This window comes from Streptomyces sp. NPDC041135 (assembly GCF_055592085.1).
In genome coordinates this window covers 877,873-895,183 of the sequence record NZ_JBVIYZ010000001.1, presented here as the reverse complement: position 1 = coordinate 895,183, position 17,311 = coordinate 877,873, and the positions used below count along the sequence as shown (strand labels likewise).

The following is a 17,311-nucleotide window of genomic DNA, read 5'->3' as shown; positions in this document are numbered from 1 at the left end:
CGCTCACGCACCGCGCGCGCGATCCGGCCCCGCCGTACCCGCCCGGCCTGCCCGTTCGATATTCTTCGCCGCCGCCCCCCACCGGCTCACCCAGCCCGTTCCCCCACCGTCCCGTACGTCTGCGTCTTCTGAGCCCTCCCGAGGAGCCGGCCGTGACCGCCGAGTCCACCGTCACCACCTGTTACCGACATCCCAGGGTGGAGACGTACGTCCGCTGCACCCGCTGCGACCGCTTCATCTGCCCCGGCTGCATGCGCGAGGCCGCCGTCGGCCACCAGTGCCCGGAGTGCGTGCGGGAGGGGGCGCGGTCGGTCCGGCGGGCGCGTACCGCGTTCGGCGGCCGCATCCCGGCCGCGCCGCTGGTGACGTACGCGCTGATCGCGCTGAACGTGCTGGCCTACGCGGGCGAGCTGGCGCGGCCGTCGGTGGTGGGCCGGTTCGGGATGCTGGGCACCGTGCCGCCGGTGTACTCCCCCGAGGGCGTCGCGCACGGCGAGTGGTACCGGCTGCTGACCGGCGCCTTCCTGCACATGCCCGCCGACGAGGGCATCGGGGTCCTGCACATCGTGCTGAACATGGCGTCGCTGTGGAGCATCGGGCGGGTGGTGGAGAGCCGGCTCGGCCGGGTCCGCTACCTCGCGCTCTACCTGCTCTCCGCGCTCGGCGGCTCGGTCCTCGTCCTGCTGATCGCCCCGCAGGCCCTCACGGTCGGCGCGTCCGGCGCCATCTTCGGGCTGGGCGCCGCCTACTACGTCACGAGCCGCCGCATGGGCGTGAACCCGGCGGAGACCAACCGCCACCTGACGGGGCTGGTGCTGTGGCTGCTGCTCTCCGCGGGCATGACGTCCTGGCAGGGACACCTCGGCGGCCTGCTGGCGGGCGGCGCGGTGACGCTGGCCTTCGCCTACGCGCCCCGGGACCACCGCCGCACCCTCGTCCAGGCGGGGGCCTGCGTGGCGCTGTTCGCCCTGCTCGCCGTGGTGTCGTTCGCCCGGGTCCAGCAGCTGACGGGCGGTGCGGTGTGAGACGACGCGCCGGAATCCTGCTGTTCACCGCCGTCCCGGTCGTCGTCACCGCGGTGTTCTACGCCGTCGGGACCGCGCCCTCGGACTCCGCCGGCGCCGGGCAGAGCGCCTCGGCCGCCCAGCGCTCCCGCCAGGACGCCAAGGCGCGGGCCGAGGCCTCGGAGCGCGCCGAGGACGACGAGGTCGTCGCCGACGCCCCGCCCGGACTCGCCGCGCCGCACGAGAAGGAGATCGCGCAGCGCATCGTGGCCAGCGCGGAGAACTCCACCCTCGACTGGCGCAGCGCCTACGGCTACGTCGAGGACATCGGCGACGGCCAGGGCTACACCGCGGGCGTCATCGGCTTCTGCACCGGCACCCACGACCTGCTCACCCTGGTGGAGCGCTACACGAAGGACCGTCCGCACAACGGCCTGGCCCGGTACCTGCCCGCGCTGCGCAAGGTGGACGGGACGGACTCGCACGAGGGCCTGGACCCCGGCTTCCCCGCGGCCTGGCGGGCGGAGGCGAAGCGGGCGGCGTTCCGCCGGGCTCAGGACGAGGAGCGCGACCGCGTCTACTTCGGCCCGGCCGTCCGCCTGGCCAAGCTCGACGGGCTGGGCACGCTGGGGCAGTTCGCCTACTACGACGCGATGGTCTTCCACGGCCCCGGCACGGGCCCCGACAGCTTCTACGGCCTGCGGGAGCGGGCGCTGAACGAGGCCGACACCCCGTCCGAGGGCGGCAGCGAGAAGAACTTCATCGACATCTTCCTGGACGTCCGCCGCACGGCGATGAGGGCCAGGAAGCCGGGCGCCGACACCTCGCGCATCGACACCGCGCAGCGGGAGTTCCTGTACGACGGCAACCTCGGCCTGCGTCCCCCGCTGCGCTGGAAGGTGTACGGGGAGCCGTACGAGATCTCCTGAGAAGCCGTTCACGGCGCCCGCCCAGTCGTCCGGTCGGGGACTTGTCGGGCAGGCGCCGTGTGGTGTTCCGTACGCCTTTGTACGGGACGTCTGTGGGTGGTGCGGGTCAGACCGCCAGGGCGCGGTCGGTCGGGCGGATCGGGGCCGGCAGGTCGCTGGCACCGGTCAGGAAGCGGTCGACGCCGCGGGCGGCCGAGCGGCCCTCCGCGATCGCCCACACGATGAGGGACTGGCCGCGGCCGGCGTCACCGGCGACGAACACGCCCGGCACGTTGGTCTGGAACTCGGCGTCGCGGGCGATGTTGCCCCGCTCGTCCAGCGCCAGCCCGAACTGCTCGACCAGGCCGTTGTCGCGGTCGGTGCCGGTGAAGCCCATGGCGAGGGTGACCAGCTGGGCGGGGATCTTGCGTTCCGTGCCCGGCTTCTGGGTCAGCCTGCCCTCGACGAACTCGACCTCGGCCAGGTGCAGCCACTGCACGTTGCCGTCGTCGTCGCCCTCGAAGTGGGTGGTGGACGCCGAGTAGATGCGCTCGCCGCCCTCCTCGTGGGCCGAGGTGACCTTGTACAGGATCGGGAAGGTCGGCCAGGGCTGGCTGACCGGGTGCCGCTCGTCGTTCGGGCGGGGCATGATCTCCAGCTGGGTGACCGAGGCCGCGCCCTGGCGGTGGGCGGTGCCCACGCAGTCCGCGCCGGTGTCGCCACCGCCGATGACGACGACGTGCTTGCCCTCGGCCGAGATGGGGGGCGCCACGAAGTCGCCCTCCTGCACCTTGTTGGCCAGCGGGAGGTACTCCATGGCCTGGTAGATGCCCTTGAGTTCCCGGCCGGGCACCGGCAGGTCGCGGGCGGTGGTGGAGCCCGCCGCGATGACGACCGCGTCGTAGCGCTTCTTCAGGTCGGTCGCCTTGAGGTCACGGCCGATCTCGACCCCGGTGCGGAACCGGGTGCCCTCCGCGCGCATCTGCTCGATACGGCGGTTGATGTGCCGCTTCTCCATCTTGAACTCGGGGATGCCGTAGCGGAGGAGGCCTCCGATGCGGTCCGCGCGCTCGTAGACGGCGACCGTGTGGCCGGCCCGGGTCAGCTGCTGGGCGGCGGCCAGGCCCGCGGGGCCCGAGCCGACGACCGCGACCGTCTTGCCGGACAGCCGCTCCGGGATCTGCGGGGCGACGTCACCGGTCTCCCACGCCTTGTCGATGATCGAGACCTCGACGTTCTTGATGGTGACCGGCGGCTGGTTGATGCCGAGCACGCACGCCGACTCGCAGGGGGCCGGGCAGAGGCGGCCGGTGAACTCCGGGAAGTTGTTGGTCGCGTGCAGGCGCTCCTGCGCCGCGGCCCAGTCCTCGCGGTAGGCGTAGTCGTTCCACTCCGGGATCAGGTTCCCGAGCGGACAGCCGTTGTGGCAGAAGGGGATGCCGCAGTCCATGCACCGGCTGGCCTGCTTGCTGATGATCGGCAGCAGGGAGCCGGGGACGTAGACCTCGTTCCAGTCCTTCGTGCGCTCCTCGACGGGGCGGGTCCTGGCGACCTCACGGCCGTGGTTCAAAAAGCCCTTCGGGTCAGCCATTGATCGCCGCCTCCATCATCTTCTCGGTGATCTCGGTCTCGGAGAGACCCGCTCGCTCGGCGGCGTCCTTGGCGGCGAGCACTGCCTTGTACGTGCTGGGGATGATCTTGCTGAAGCGCGTCACGGCCTCGTCCCACCCGGCCAGCAGCTTCTGGGCGACCGTCGAACCGGTCTCCTCGGCGTGGCGGCGCACCACGTCGTGCAGCCACTGCCCGTCGGCCTCGTCCAGCGCCTCGACGGCGCCCGCGTTGCCGGCGTTGACGTTGTCGCGGTCCAGGTCGATGACGTAGGCGACGCCACCGGACATGCCGGCCGCGAAGTTACGGCCGGTCGGGCCGAGGACGACGGCGCGACCGCCGGTCATGTACTCGCAGCCGTGGTCGCCCACGCCCTCGGAGACGACCAGCGCGCCGGAGTTGCGGACGCAGAACCGCTCACCGGTGCGGCCGCGCAGGAACATCTCGCCGCCGGTGGCGCCGTAGCCGATGGTGTTGCCGGCGATGGTCGAGTACTCGGCGAGGTGGTCGGCCGCGCGGTCCGGGCGGACGACGATCCGGCCGCCGGACAGGCCCTTGCCGACGTAGTCGTTGGCGTCGCCCTCCAGCCGCAGGGTCACGCCGCGCGGCACGAAGGCGCCGAAGGACTGGCCGGCGGAGCCGGTGAAGGTGATGTCGATGGTGTCGTCGGGCAGGCCCGCACCGCCGAACTTCTTCGTCACCTCGTGGCCGAGCATGGTGCCGACCGTGCGGTTGATGTTGCGGATGGCGACCTGGGCGCGCACCGGCTGGGCGTCGGTCGCGCTGGACGCGGCCAGCGCGTCGGCGGCGAGCTTGATCAGCTCGTTGTCGAGCGCCTTCTCCAGACCGTGGTCCTGGGCGATCACCCGGTGGCGCGCCGCGCCCTCGGGCAGCTCGGGCACGTGGAACAGCGGCTTCAGGTCCAGGCCCTGGGCCTTCCAGTGGTCGACGGCCCGCTGGACGTCGAGCACCTCGGCGTGGCCGACGGCCTCCTCGATGGAGCGGAAGCCCAGCTCCGCGAGCAGCTCGCGGACCTCCTGCGCGATGAACGTGAAGAAGTTGACCACGTACTCGGCCTTGCCGGCGAAGCGGTCGCGCAGCACCGGGTTCTGGGTGGCGATGCCGACCGGGCAGGTGTCGAGGTGGCACACGCGCATCATGACGCAGCCGGAGACGACCAGCGGCGCGGTGGCGAAGCCGAACTCCTCGGCGCCGAGCAGCGCGGCGATGATCACGTCGCGGCCGGTCTTCAGCTGGCCGTCGGTCTGCACGACGATGCGGTCGCGCAGGCCGTTGAGCAGCAGCGTCTGCTGGGTCTCGGCCAGGCCCAGCTCCCAGGGGCCGCCCGCGTGCTTCAGCGAGGTCAGCGGGGAGGCGCCGGTGCCGCCGTCGTGGCCGGAGATCAGCACGACGTCCGCGTGCGCCTTGGACACACCCGCGGCGACCGTGCCGACGCCGACCTCGGAGACCAGCTTGACGTGCACCCGCGCCTGCGGGTTCGCGTTCTTCAGGTCGTGGATCAGCTGGGCGAGGTCCTCGATGGAGTAGATGTCGTGGTGCGGCGGCGGCGAGATGAGGCCGACACCCGGCGTCGAGTGCCGGGTCTTCGCCACCCACGGGTACACCTTGTGGCCGGGCAGCTGGCCGCCCTCGCCGGGCTTGGCGCCCTGGGCCATCTTGATCTGGATGTCGTCGGCGTTGACCAGGTACTCGGAGGTGACACCGAAGCGGCCGGAGGCGACCTGCTTGATGGCCGACCGGCGCGCCGGGTCGTACAGGCGGTCCGGGTCCTCGCCGCCCTCACCGGTGTTGGACTTGCCGCCCAGCTGGTTCATGGCGATGGCGAGGGTCTCGTGCGCCTCCTTGGAGATGGAGCCGTACGACATGGCGCCGGTGGAGAAGCGCTTGACGATCTCGGAGACCGGCTCGACCTCCTCCACCGGGATCGGCTCCCGGCCGGACTTCAGGCCGAACAGGCCGCGCAGCGTCATCAGGCGCTCGGACTGCTCGTTCACCCGGTCCGTGTACTTCTTGAAGATGTCGTAGCGGCCGGCGCGGGTGGAGTGCTGGAGGCGGAAGACCGTCTCCGGGTCGAACAGGTGCGGCTCGCCCTCGCGGCGCCACTGGTACTCGCCGCCGATCTCCAGCGCGCGGTGCGCCGGGGCGATGCCGGAGGCGGGGTAGGCCTTGGCGTGCCGGGCGGCGACCTCCTTGGCGATGACGTCGATGCCGACGCCGCCGATCTTGGTGGCCGTGCCGTTGAAGTACTTCGTCACGAACGCCTGGTCCAGGCCGACGGCCTCGAAGACCTGGGCGCCGCGGTAGGAGGCGACGGTGGAGATGCCCATCTTGGACATGACCTTCAGCACGCCCTTGCCGAGGGCGTAGATCAGGTTGCGGATGGCCTGCTCCGGCTCGAGGCCGCTGAGGAAGGTGCCCGCGCGCAGCAGGTCCTCGACGGACTCCATCGCCAGGTAGGGGTTGACGGCGGCGGCGCCGAAGCCGATGAGCAGGGCGACGTGGTGGACCTCGCGGACGTCCCCGGCCTCGACCAGCAGGCCCACCTGGGTGCGCTGCTTGGTGCGGATGAGGTGGTGGTGGACGGCCGAGGTGAGCAGCAGCGACGGGATCGGCGCGTGCTCGGCGTCGGAGTGGCGGTCCGACAGGACGATCAGCCGGGCGCCGTTGTCGATGGCGGCGTCGGCCTCGGCGCAGATCTCCTCGATGCGCGCGGCGAGGGCGTCACCGCCGCCGTGCACCCGGTACAGGCCGGAGAGGGTCGCGGCCTTGAAGCCGGGCATGTCGCCGTCGGCGTTGATGTGGATGAGCTTGGCCAGCTCGTCGTTGTCGATGACCGGGAAGGGCAGGGTGACCGAGCGGCAGGAGGCGGCCGTCGGCTCCAGCAGGTTGCCCTCGGGGCCCAGCGACGAGCGCAGGGAGGTGACCAGTTCCTCGCGGATGGCGTCCAGCGGCGGGTTGGTGACCTGCGCGAACAGCTGGGTGAAGTAGTCGAACAGCAGCCGCGGGCGCTCGGAGAGGGCCGCGATCGGGGAGTCGGTGCCCATCGAGCCGATCGGCTCCGCGCCGGCCTTGGCCATCGGCGCCAGGATGACGCGCAGCTCTTCCTCGGTGTAGCCGAAGGTCTGCTGGCGGCGGGTGACCGAGGCGTGGGTGTGGACGATGTGCTCGCGCTCGGGCAGGTCGCCCAGCTCGATCTCGCCGGCCTCCAGCCACTCGGCGTACGGCTTCTCCGCCGCGAGCTGGGCCTTGATCTCGTCGTCCTCGATGATGCGGTGCTCGGCGGTGTCCACGAGGAACATCCGGCCGGGCTGCAGGCGGCCCTTGCGCACGACCCGGGCCGGGTCGATGTCGAGGACGCCGACCTCGGAGCCGAGGACGACGAGGCCGTCGTCGGTGACCCAGTAGCGGCCGGGGCGCAGGCCGTTGCGGTCAAGCACGGCGCCGACCTGGGTGCCGTCGGTGAAGGTGACGCAGGCGGGGCCGTCCCAGGGCTCCATCATCGTGGAGTGGAACTGGTAGAAGGCGCGCCGGGCCGGGTCCATGGAGTCGTGGTTCTCCCACGCCTCCGGGATCATCATCAGCACGGAGTGCGGCAGCGAACGCCCGCCCAGGTGCAGCAGTTCGAGCACCTCGTCGAAGGACGCGGAGTCGGAGGCGTCCGGCGTACAGATCGGGAAGATCCGCTCCAGGTCCTTGCCGTCGCCGCCGAAGACGTCCGCGACGAGCTGGGACTCGCGGGCGACCATCCAGTTGCGGTTGCCCTTGACCGTGTTGATCTCGCCGTTGTGCGCGACGAACCGGTACGGGTGGGCGAGCGGCCAGCTCGGGAAGGTGTTGGTGGAGAACCGGGAGTGCACGAGCGCGATCGCGGAGGCGAAGCGGCGGTCGGACAGGTCCGGGAAGAAGGGCTCCAGCTGACCGGTGGTCAGCATGCCCTTGTAGACGATGGTCCGCGCGGACAGCGACGGGAAGTAGACCCCGGCCTCGCGCTCGGCGCGCTTGCGCAGCACGAACGCCCGGCGGTCCAGCGCGATGCCCTCGCTGGCCGCGTCGGTCACGAACACCTGCCGGAAGACCGGCATGGTGGAGCGGGCGGTGGCGCCCAGCAGCTCGGGGGCGACGGGGACCTCGCGCCAGCCGAGGACGGTGAGGCCCTCGTCGGCCGCGATCGTCTCGATCCGCGAGACGGCGTCGTCGATGCCGTCCTCCGGGAGGAAGGCGATGCCCACGGCGTAGGAGCCGGCCGCGGGCAGGTCGAATCCGGCCACCTCGCGGAAGAACGCGTCGGGAACCTGGGACAGGATGCCCGCGCCGTCGCCGGAGTCGGGCTCGGAGCCGGTGGCGCCGCGGTGCTCAAGGTTGCGCAGAACCGTGAGCGCCTGCTCGACCAGCGCGTGGCTCGCCTCGCCGGTGAGGGTGGCCACGAAGCCGACGCCGCAGGCGTCGTGCTCGTTGCGGGGGTCGTACATACCCTGCGCAGCAGGGCGAGCATCCATGAAGGACCAGTTCTGGCCATTCGCGGAATGCTGGGACGGCTGGCGCGGCGTACGCATCGGCTCTCCCGTCGTCGTCAGGTGGCATGTGCTGGTGCCGAGGGACGACGTTGGCCCTCTGCTGAGTGCAAAATTTCGTGCAGGTTACATGATGGAGCGGTTCCCGGGAACCGGATACTCCGTTCCAACATGCGGACGCCTCGGGGTGACGGCGAGGGTGCCGTGAGGTTACGGCGAGGTGCCGCGCGAGGCGGCGGAAGAGGGGCTGCGGACCGGACGGGATCGGTCGGATCGGCGTCCGTCGGCCCGGGGGCGGGAAGGGCAGTGTCACCCGCCCCGCGGTGCACGTCAGGCGTCATTGCCCGCAGCGCTTACGGCTGATGCCCGGTGGCCGACCGTTCGAAACCAGCGGGTAACGGCTATCTATGCGGCCCAACGCATAACTTCAGCCGCGGTCATCCTACGGCCGTTCCGAACAATGTGCCCAGGGCGTACGTCACACCGGCCGCCGCACCGCCGAGGGTGAGCTGGCGCAGGCCGCTGAACCACCAGCTGCGCGCGGTCACCCGGGCCACCACGGCGCCGCAGCCGAACAGCCCGGCGAGGGCCAGCAGCACGGCCGGCCAGAGCGTGGCCGCGCCCAGCAGGTACGGCAGCACGGGCAGCAGGGCGCCCAGCGCGAAGGCGCCGAACGACGACACGGCCGCGACGAGCGGCGAGGGCAGGTCGCCGGGGTCGATGCCCAGCTCCTCGCGGGCGTGTATCTCCAGGGCCTGCTCGGGATCGGCCGAGAGCTGACGGGCCACCTCGCGGGCCAGCGCGGGCTCGACGCCGCGGGCCTCGTAGAGCGCGGCCAGCTCGGCCTCCTCGTCCTGCGGGTGCCGGCGCAGCTCGCGCCGCTCGACGTCGAGTTCCGCCTCGACGAGTTCGCGCTGCGAGGCGACCGAGGTGTACTCGCCGGCCGCCATCGAGAAGGCACCCGCGGCGAGTCCGGCGAGGCCGGTGATGACTATGGTGTGCGGGCTGACCGCGCCGCCCGCCACGCCGGTCATCAGGGCGAGGTTGGAGACCAGGCCGTCCATGGCGCCGAAGACGGCGGGGCGCAGCCAGCCGCCGTTGACGTCCCGGTGGGTGTGGTTGTCCCGGTGCGCCTCGTGCAGCACCGCCTCGGTCTCGATGATGGCCATGAAGGGTCCCCCAGGGAAGCTTAGCCAAAGCTAACTTTGGACGCGTTCTATTTTTCGACAACACTGAATCTACGCCCGTGATTCCCGCCCCGCCAGCAAGGAAAGGCTGGGCTAACCAGCGCTTTCTCCGCCGGACGCCGCTGCCGACCGGGTGACACGGCGGCCCGGCGGGCTCGGTCGCGCCGCCCGGGTGGCACATCTGTGCAAAGGGCTCCGCCCCCCGGCCGAGCCGCCCCGGAGGTGAGGCCGCATGGCATCGATCCGCGATCGGGCGCGCGGCGCCCTGCTGGGCCTGGCCGTCGGCGACGCGCTCGGGGCACCCGCCGAGAACCTCAGGCCCTCCGAGATCCGGGCCCGCTGGGGCCGGATCACCGGCTACGTCGCCGAGCGGCCGTCCGGCACCGACGACACCGAGTACGCGATCTTCTCCGGGCTGCTGCTGGCCCGGCACGGCTCGGCGCTCACCCCGGCGCACGTGGAGGCGGCCTGGCACGAGTGGATCGCCGACCGGGCCGAGGGCCCGTTCCGGGGCGCGGGCTTCAGCGAGCGCGGCACGCTGGAGAACCTCCGCCGCGGGCTGGCGGCGCCCATCTCCGCCCAGCACCGGCACGCCTGGAGCGACGGCCTCGCCATGCGCGCGGCGCCCTTCGGGGTGTTCGCGGCGGGCCGGCCCGCCGAGGCGGCCCGGCTGGTGGCGATCGACGGCTCGGTCAGCCACGAGGGCGAGGGCATCTACGGCGGCCAGGCGGTCGCCGCCGGCGTCGCGGCGGCGATGGCCGGCGCCGAGCCCGGGGCGGTGGTCGCCGCCGCGCTCGCGGTCGTTCCCGACGACTCCTGGACGGCCCGCTCCCTGCGCCGCGCCGCCGCCGTGGCCCACCGCGGCGAACGCGCGGTCCGCTCCGCCGTCGTCATCGGCGGCTACCCCTGGACGGACCTCGCGCCCGAGGCGGTCGCCCTCGCCTTCGGCGCCTACGCGGCGGCCGACGGCGACTTCCGCGGGGCCGTCCTGGCGGCCGTCAACATGGGCCGCGACGCCGACACCACCGCCGCGGTCGCGGGCGCCCTGGCCGGGGCGACCGAGGGCGTCTCGGCCGTACCCACCGCGTGGGCGGCCGCGATCGGCCCGGCCCGCGGCAGGTGTCTGCCGTCCATGGCCGGACACCACGTGCTGGACGTGGCGGAGCTGCTGGTGCCGGAGGAGGGCGGGAAGTGGGGAGCGGACGTCGTCGTGCCGGGCTTCCTGCCGGGAGCGGTGCGCGACCTCGTGGACAGCGGCGTGGCCCAGCTGGCACCGGACGCGGTGGACGGCCTCCTCACGGGTGCGAAACCGGTGGCGGAGGCGGCGGACGGCACCCGCACCGCCGCCCGAGCGGCCCCGGTGGCCGCCGCGGGTGCCGGAGCCGGTGCCAAAGAAGCCGACGAGGAGGCGCGAGGGTGAGCCGCCGTATCGAGGGCCTGCTGCTGGGGCTGGCCGCCGGGGACGCCGCGGGCTGGCCCGCCGCCCGGCACCGCGCCGCCCGCATGCCCGAGTGGACCCGCCGCCTGACCCGGGAACTCGACACCTTCGCCGAGCAGAACGCCACCACCACCCTGCCCGTCCCGATCGCCCTGAACCAGCCCCCCGAACCCCTGCGCCTGGGCCCCTCCGACGACGCCGAATGGGCGGCCTTCGCCGCGGAGGCGGTGCTGCGGGCCGGGGACGACCAGACGCTCGGCGACCTCAGCCGCGAACGCCGTACCCGGGCCGCCATCGACCTGACCTGGTCCGCCGTCGCCTCGGAGGTGGCCGCCGCCGCGGACCGCGCCCCCGAGATCGAGTCGGCGGTGCTGCCGCTGCGCGCCCGCATCTCCGTCCGCGCGGGCCTGGGCAACCTGGCCGCCGGACTGCGCCCGCCCGCCAGCGGTCACGACAACCCGCACTACTTCGACGACGCGGCCTGCGTCCGGGCCTGCGTCCTGGCCGTGGCGCACCCCGGCGACCCCGCCCGCGCCGCCGATCTCGCCGAGTTCGACGCCCGGTACACCCAGGACGGCGACGGGGTGCACGGCGCCCGGGCGATGGCGGCGGCCCTGGCGCTGGCCGTGGCCGGGGCGGACGTCGGCGCCTGTGTGACGGCCGCCCTCGCCGAACTGCCCGCGGCCACCGAGATCGGCCGCAACGCCCGCCACGCCCTCGCCCTGGCCGAGGACGCCGGGTCCGCGTTCGCTCTCGTCCCGCTGCTCGAACACCAGATCGTCGACCACGTCTACAGCTACGGCATCACCGCCGCCGAGACGGTCCCCGTCGCGCTCGCCCTGGCCACCGCCGCGCGCGGCCGCCTAGCCGAGGCGGTCCCGGCGGCCGCGTGCCTGTCCCGGGTCGCCGACTCCGCGCCCGCCCTCGTGGGCGCCCTCACCGGAGCGCTCGGCGGCGGCGACGCCGTACCGGAGAGCTGGCGGGACGCCTGCCGGACCCTGCCCGGCTGCACGCTGCCCCGCCTCACCGGCACCGACCTGGTGGAACTCGCCGGACTCCTGGAAGCCGCACAACCGGCCGGACCGGGAGGATGATTCCGGCATGACGCCCAAAGGAGAAGAAAGCAGCGGGCCGCGTCTGCTCTGCCTGGCCGAACGGATCACCGCCGCGCTGGTCGGCGCCGCCGTCGGCGACGCGCTCGGCGGACCGGTCGAGGGCTACTCCCCCGACCAGATCACCGAGCGCCACGGCGGCCGGGTGCACGGCATCGTCGGCCCCTGGAACGGCGACGCCTGGCGCACCGCCCGCCCCCTCGCCCCGTACCACAAGGGCGACGGGCACGTCACCGACGACACCCTGATGACCCACGCGCTGATCCGGGTCTACGCCCGCGTCCGCGACCACCTCGACGCCTACGCGGTCGCCGAGCACCTGGTGCCGGACCTGATGACGACCCCGCGCTGGGTCCCGGAGCTGGAGACCGAGGCCCTCCTGCTGCACCGCGTCTTCCTGGCCGAGAAGTGGCTGGTGGCCCGGCTGCACTACGGCCACGCCGACCCCCGGGAGGCGGGCGTCGGCAACATCGTCAACTGCGGCGCGGCGATGTACATGGCACCCGTCGGCCTGGTCAACGCCGCCAACCCCGCGGCCGCGTACGCCGAGGCCCTCGACGTCGCCGGGGCGCACCAGTCGTCGTACGGCCGTGAGGCGGCCGGTGTCTTCGCGGCGGCGGTGGCCGCGGCGGCCGCGCCGGGCGCGACCCCGGAGTCGGTCGTCACCGCCGCGCTGTCCCTGGCCAAGGACGGCACCCGCACGGCGATCGAGCGGGTCTGCGAGACCGCCGCCGCCCACCGCGACACCGAGTCGGCGCTGGTCCCGCTGCGCCGGGCGGTGGAGCCCTACGACACCGTGGGACCGGACTACCGCGCCCCCTCCCTCGGCGCCCGCCGCCCCTCCCGGCTGCACTCCATCGAGGAACTGCCGATCGCCCTCGGCATGCTGCTGGTCGGCGGCGGCGACTACCGCCGGGCGGTCCTGGGCGCGGTCAACTACGGCCGCGACTGCGACTCCATCGCCACGATGACCGGGGCGCTGGCCGGGGCGCTCGGCTCACCGGCGCCCGACGAGTGGGCGAAGACGGTCGCCGAGGCCAGCCGCCTGGACCTGTGGGAACCGGCCCGCGTCCTGACGGAGGTGACCTCGGAGATCTTCGAGCGGGACGTGCGGCGCCGCCGCCGTCACGAGGAGGCCTTCAGCGCACTCGGGGGCACGGGATGCTCCGACTGACCTGGGTCCAGCCGGAGGACCTGCTCGGCCACGAACTGCGCCAGGCCCGGCAGGACGGCCGTGAACCGGCCGCGGTCGAGGCGCGCTGGCGGGCGGCCGGCGGCCCGGACGCCCCGGACCGCGCCGGCGCCTCCGGGCAGCGGGTCTCCGGGTACCTGCGGCAGCTGGCGGAGGACCTGCTGGACGAGCTGGCCGACCTGCCCAGCAGGACGGCCGAGGACGAGCCGGCCGGCCTGGCGGCGATCCGGGCGAGCTGCCCCGACTGGCCCGCCGCCCTCACGGCGGGCGGGTCGGGGCAGGGCCCCGCCCCGGCCGCCCTGGAGGCGGCCTGGCTCGGCAGGGCGGCCGGCTGCCTGCTCGGCAAACCGGTCGAGAAACTCCCCCTGCACGGCATCCGCGCCCTCGCCCGGGCGGCCGGCAACTGGCCGCCGGCCACCTGGTTCACCGCCCGCGGCGTCCCCGCCGACCTGCTGCGCGCCCACCCCTGGAACCGCCGCTCGGCGCCCACCTCGCTGGCCGAGAACATCGACGGCATGCCCGAGGACGACGACCTCGACTACCCGCTGCTCAACCTGCTGCTGCTGCGGCGCCACGGCAAGGACTTCACCACCGCCGACGTCGCCCGGCTCTGGCTGGAGGAACTCCCCGCGGGCCGCACCTTCACCGCCGAACGCGTCGCCTACCGCAATCTGCTCAGCGGCATCGAACCCCCGCACACCGCCCGCCACCGCAACCCCTTCCGGGAGTGGATCGGCGCCCTGATCCGCGCCGACGTGCACGGCTGGACCAACCCCGGCGACCCGGCGGCCGCGGCCTGCCAGGCCTACCGCGACGCCCGCCTCACCCACACCGCCAACGGCGTCTACGCGGCGATGTTCGCGGCCGCCGTCATCGCCACCGCCGCCGGCGGCGCGCACGACGTGCACGGCTGTCTGCGCGCCGGACGCGCGGTGGTCCCGCCCCGCTCCCGGCTGGCCCGCGCCCTGGACCGGGCGGTCCGGCTGGCCCGCACCCACGCGGACTTCGACCGGGTCGTGGACGACCTGCACGCCGCCCACGCCGGGACCCACTGGGTGCACGCCGTCCCCAACACCGCCCTGCTCGCCGCCGCCCTCACCCACGCGGACGGCGACTTCACCGGCTCGGTCTGCCGCGCGGTCTCCGGCGGCTGGGACACCGACTCCAACGGCGCCACCGCCGGCAGCGTCGCGGGCCTGCTCGCCGGGAGCCCCGGCGCGCTCCCCGAGCACTGGACGGCCCCGCTGAAGAACCGGCTCGCCACCTCCGTCGCCGACTTCGACGGCAGCGGCTTCGACACCCTCGCCCGGCTCACCCACGACCTCACCCACCCGGAGGTGCCCCGCCCATGACCCACATCGCCGTACTGGGCAGCACGAACATGGACCTCGTCACCTACGTCGGGAAGGCCCCGCGGCTCGGGGAGACGGTGACGGGACGGGAGTTCCGCACCATCCCCGGCGGCAAGGGCGCCAACCAGGCGATCGCCGCGGCCCGGGCCGGTGCCACGGTGTCGATGATCGGCGCCGTGGGCACCGACGACTTCGGTACGCGGCTGCGCTCCACCCTGGAGCACTCGGGCGTCGACACCGACTCCCTGCGCACGGTCGAGGGCCCGTCCGGCACCGCGCACATCGTCGTGGACGACGAGGGCGGCAACGCCATCGTCGTCATCCCCGGCGCCAACGGCACCGTCGACCACCTCTCCCCCGGCGACGAGGGCGTGATCGCCTCCGCCGCTGCGCTGCTGCTCCAGCTGGAGATCCCGCTGGACGCCGTCCTCGCGGGCGCGCAGGCCGCCCGCCGGCACGGCGTGCGCACCGTCCTCACCCCGGCCCCCGCCCAGCCGCTGCCGCCCGACCTGCTGGAGGCCACCGACCTGCTGATCCCCAACGAGCACGAGGCGGCCACCCTCACCGGCCGCTCCGACCCCCTCCAGGCGGCCACCGCCCTGCTCGAACTGGTGCCGGAGGTGGTGGTCACCCTCGGCGCGTCGGGCAGCCTGTACCTCGCGCGGGGCACCGAACCGCTCCAGGTGCCGGCGCCCGCGGTGAGCGCGGTGGACTCCACCGGCGCCGGGGACACCTTCGCCGGCACCCTGGCCGTCGCCCTCGCCGAGCAGCGGCCGATGCGGGAGGCGCTGGCCTGGGCGGCCGCGGCGGCGGCGCTGTCGGTGCAGCGGGAAGGCGCGTCGGCGTCGATGCCGTACCGCCAGGAGATCGACGCGCAGTACCCCGCATGAGCACGCCGAACTCACCGGACGCGCCGGACGGACCGGACACGCCGCCGACGGCCGCCCCCGGCCCGCTGGGCGGCCTGCGCGTGCTGGACATCGCCACGCTCTTCGCCGGCCCCCTCGCCGCCACCCTGCTCGGTGACTTCGGCGCCGAGGTCGTCAAGGTCGAGCACCCCACCCGCCCGGACCCGTCCCGGGGCCACGGTCCGGCGAAGGACGGCGTCGGCCTGTGGTGGAAGGTGCTCGGCCGCAACAAGCGGACCGTCACCCTGGACCTGTCCACGCGCGGCGGCCGCGCCACCCTGCTGCGGCTGGCCGCCGGCGCGGACGTCGTGATCGAGAACTTCCGCCCCGGCACGCTGGAGAAGTGGGACCTGGGCTGGGAGGAACTGTCGGCCGCCAACCCGCGGCTGGTCCTCGCCCGGGTGACCGCCTTCGGCCAGTTCGGCCCCTACGCCCACCGGCCCGGCTTCGGCACCCTGGCCGAGGCGATGAGCGGCTTCGCCGCCGTCACCGGGGAGCCGGACGCTCCGCCGACGCTGCCGCCCTTCGGCCTCGCGGACTCCATCGCCGGCCTCTCCACGGCGTTCGCGGTGCTGACGGCGCTGGCCGCCCGGGAGCGCACCGGCCGGGGCCAGGTCGTCGACATGGCCATCATCGAGCCGATCCTCACCGTCCTCGGCCCCCAGCCCACCTGGTACGACCAGCTCGGCTACGTCCAGGAGCGCACCGGCAACCGCTCCGCCAACAACGCCCCGCGCAACACCTACCGCACGGCGGACGGCACCTGGGTGGCCGTGTCCACGTCGGCCCAGTCGGTGGCGGAGCGGGTGATGTGCCTGGTCGGGCGCCCGGAGCTGATCGAGGAGCCGTGGTTCGCCACCGGCGCCGACCGGGCCGCGCACGCCGGCGTCCTGGACGCGGCGGTCGGCGGCTGGATCGCCGCCCGCACCCGCACCGAGGTGCTGGCGGCCTTCGAGAAGGCGGAGGCGGCGGTGGCGCCCGTGCAGGACGTCCGGGACGTGCTGGCGGACCCGCAGTACCAGGCGCTGGGCACCGTCACCGCCGTCGACGACCCGGAACTGGGCCCGCTGCGCATGCAGAACGTCCTCTTCCGGCTGTCCGCCACGCCCGGCGCCGTGCGCTGGGCGGGCCGCCCGCACGGCGCCGACACCGACGAGGTGCTCACCGAGCTGGGCCTGACCCCGGCCGAGCTGCGGGCGCTGCGCGAGGAGGGCGCCCTGTGACCCGCTCCCCGCTCACCTGGCTGTACGTGCCCGGGGACCGCCCGCGCGTGGTGGCGAAGGCGCTGGCCGCGGGCGCGGACGTGGTGGTCGTCGACCTGGAGGACGCGGTCGCCCCGGACCGCAAGGAGTACGCCCGGGCGGCCACCGCCGAGCTGCTGGCCGGGCCCCAGCCGGTGCCGGTGCACGTCCGCGTCAACGCCCTGGCCGGCCCCTGGGCGGCGGCCGACCTGGCCGCGGTGGCCGCGCTGCCGGGGCTGTCCGGGCTGCGGCTGCCGAAGGTGACCTCGCCCGCGCAGGTCAGGCGCGTCGCACTGGCCACCGGCCGGCCGCTGCACGCGCTGCTGGAGAGCGCCCTGGGCATCGAGCACGCCCACGCCATCGCCCGCGCCCACCCGGCCCTGCGGGGCCTCAGCCTCGGCGAGGCGGACCTCGCGGCGGACCTGGGCGTGCGCGGCGACGCGGGCCTCGACTGGGCCCGCTCCCGGGTGATCGTCGCGGCCCGGGCGGCGGGGCTGGCCCCGCCGTCGCAGTCGGTCCACCCCGACATCCGCGACCTGGACGGACTGGCCGCCTCCTGCGCCCACGGCCGCGCCCTCGGCTTCCTGGGCCGGGCCGCGATCCATCCGCGCCAGCTCCCGGTCATCGAGCGGGCCTACCTGCCGACGGAGGCCGAGATCGAGAAGGCCGAGCTGATCGTCAAGGCGGCGGTGTCGGACCAGGGCGCCCAGGCCCTGCCGGACGGCAGCTTCGTCGACGCGGCGGTGGTGGCCGCGGCCCACCGGACCCTGTCCCTGGCCCACCGCCGCCCCGGCACCCACGACTCCGGCTAGCGCTGCGACCAGCCCAA

12 protein-coding genes are annotated in these 17,311 nt (G+C 74.2%); 9 read left to right on the top strand and 3 right to left on the bottom strand.

Going from position 1 to position 17,311, the window contains the following annotated elements; all coding sequences use genetic code 11:
• The first annotated feature begins 152 nt into the window (after positions 1-152).
• Positions 153-1,025 carry a rhomboid family intramembrane serine protease gene (locus tag ACZ6CZ_RS04015; protein ID WP_469014189.1) on the top strand — a complete coding sequence of 291 codons (873 nt, stop codon included), beginning with the start codon at positions 153-155 and terminating at the stop codon, positions 1,023-1,025.
• Positions 1,022-1,933, top strand: coding sequence for a chitosanase (locus tag ACZ6CZ_RS04010; protein WP_469014188.1), 912 nt, complete (start codon positions 1,022-1,024; stop codon positions 1,931-1,933). The genes ACZ6CZ_RS04015 and ACZ6CZ_RS04010 overlap by 4 nt, the downstream gene beginning before the upstream one ends.
• Before the next feature lie 106 nt (positions 1,934-2,039).
• Here ACZ6CZ_RS04010 and ACZ6CZ_RS04005 read toward each other — a convergent pair whose 3' ends face one another.
• The 3 genes from ACZ6CZ_RS04005 to ACZ6CZ_RS03995 form a co-directional block, all read right to left on the bottom strand.
• Complete coding sequence (locus ACZ6CZ_RS04005; protein WP_469014186.1) at positions 2,040-3,503, bottom strand: glutamate synthase subunit beta; 1,464 nt, start codon at positions 3,501-3,503, stop codon at positions 2,040-2,042.
• On the bottom strand, positions 3,496-8,010 hold the full coding sequence (gltB, locus tag ACZ6CZ_RS04000; protein ID WP_469014184.1) for a glutamate synthase large subunit: 4,515 nt from the start codon (positions 8,008-8,010) through the stop codon (positions 3,496-3,498). The genes ACZ6CZ_RS04005 and gltB overlap by 8 nt, the downstream gene beginning before the upstream one ends.
• Positions 8,011-8,489: 479 nt before the next feature.
• Positions 8,490-9,221, bottom strand: coding sequence for a VIT1/CCC1 transporter family protein (locus ACZ6CZ_RS03995; RefSeq protein ID WP_469014183.1), 732 nt, complete (start codon positions 9,219-9,221; stop codon positions 8,490-8,492).
• A gap of 250 nt (positions 9,222-9,471) precedes the next feature.
• On the opposite strand from ACZ6CZ_RS03995, the gene ACZ6CZ_RS03990 reads away from it, so the two are divergent.
• From ACZ6CZ_RS03990 to ACZ6CZ_RS03960, 7 genes are read left to right on the top strand one after another with little or no spacing between them, the layout of a single operon-like run.
• The gene (locus tag ACZ6CZ_RS03990) at positions 9,472-10,659 is read left to right on the top strand and encodes an ADP-ribosylglycohydrolase family protein (RefSeq protein ID WP_469014181.1); all 1,188 of its coding nucleotides are present in this window, start codon (positions 9,472-9,474) and stop codon (positions 10,657-10,659) included.
• Positions 10,656-11,771, top strand: coding sequence for an ADP-ribosylglycohydrolase family protein (locus ACZ6CZ_RS03985; RefSeq protein WP_469014180.1), 1,116 nt, complete (start codon positions 10,656-10,658; stop codon positions 11,769-11,771). The genes ACZ6CZ_RS03990 and ACZ6CZ_RS03985 overlap by 4 nt, the downstream gene beginning before the upstream one ends.
• Positions 11,772-11,778: 7 nt before the next feature.
• Complete coding sequence (locus ACZ6CZ_RS03980) at positions 11,779-12,963, top strand: ADP-ribosylglycohydrolase family protein (RefSeq protein WP_469014178.1); 1,185 nt, start codon at positions 11,779-11,781, stop codon at positions 12,961-12,963.
• On the top strand, positions 12,951-14,333 hold the full coding sequence (locus ACZ6CZ_RS03975) for an ADP-ribosylglycohydrolase family protein (RefSeq protein ID WP_469014176.1): 1,383 nt from the start codon (positions 12,951-12,953) through the stop codon (positions 14,331-14,333). Before ACZ6CZ_RS03980 ends, ACZ6CZ_RS03975 begins: the two co-directional genes overlap by 13 nt.
• A complete protein-coding gene (gene rbsK / locus ACZ6CZ_RS03970; RefSeq protein WP_469014175.1) occupies positions 14,330-15,223 on the top strand; it encodes a ribokinase in 894 nt (297 codons plus the stop codon). The genes ACZ6CZ_RS03975 and rbsK overlap by 4 nt, the downstream gene beginning before the upstream one ends.
• Positions 15,220-16,464 carry a CaiB/BaiF CoA transferase family protein gene (locus ACZ6CZ_RS03965; protein ID WP_469014173.1) on the top strand — a complete coding sequence of 415 codons (1,245 nt, stop codon included), beginning with the start codon at positions 15,220-15,222 and terminating at the stop codon, positions 16,462-16,464. The genes rbsK and ACZ6CZ_RS03965 overlap by 4 nt, the downstream gene beginning before the upstream one ends.
• Positions 16,461-17,294, top strand: coding sequence for an HpcH/HpaI aldolase/citrate lyase family protein (locus tag ACZ6CZ_RS03960; protein WP_469014171.1), 834 nt, complete (start codon positions 16,461-16,463; stop codon positions 17,292-17,294). Before ACZ6CZ_RS03965 ends, ACZ6CZ_RS03960 begins: the two co-directional genes overlap by 4 nt.
• Positions 17,295-17,311: the final 17 nt, after the last annotated feature.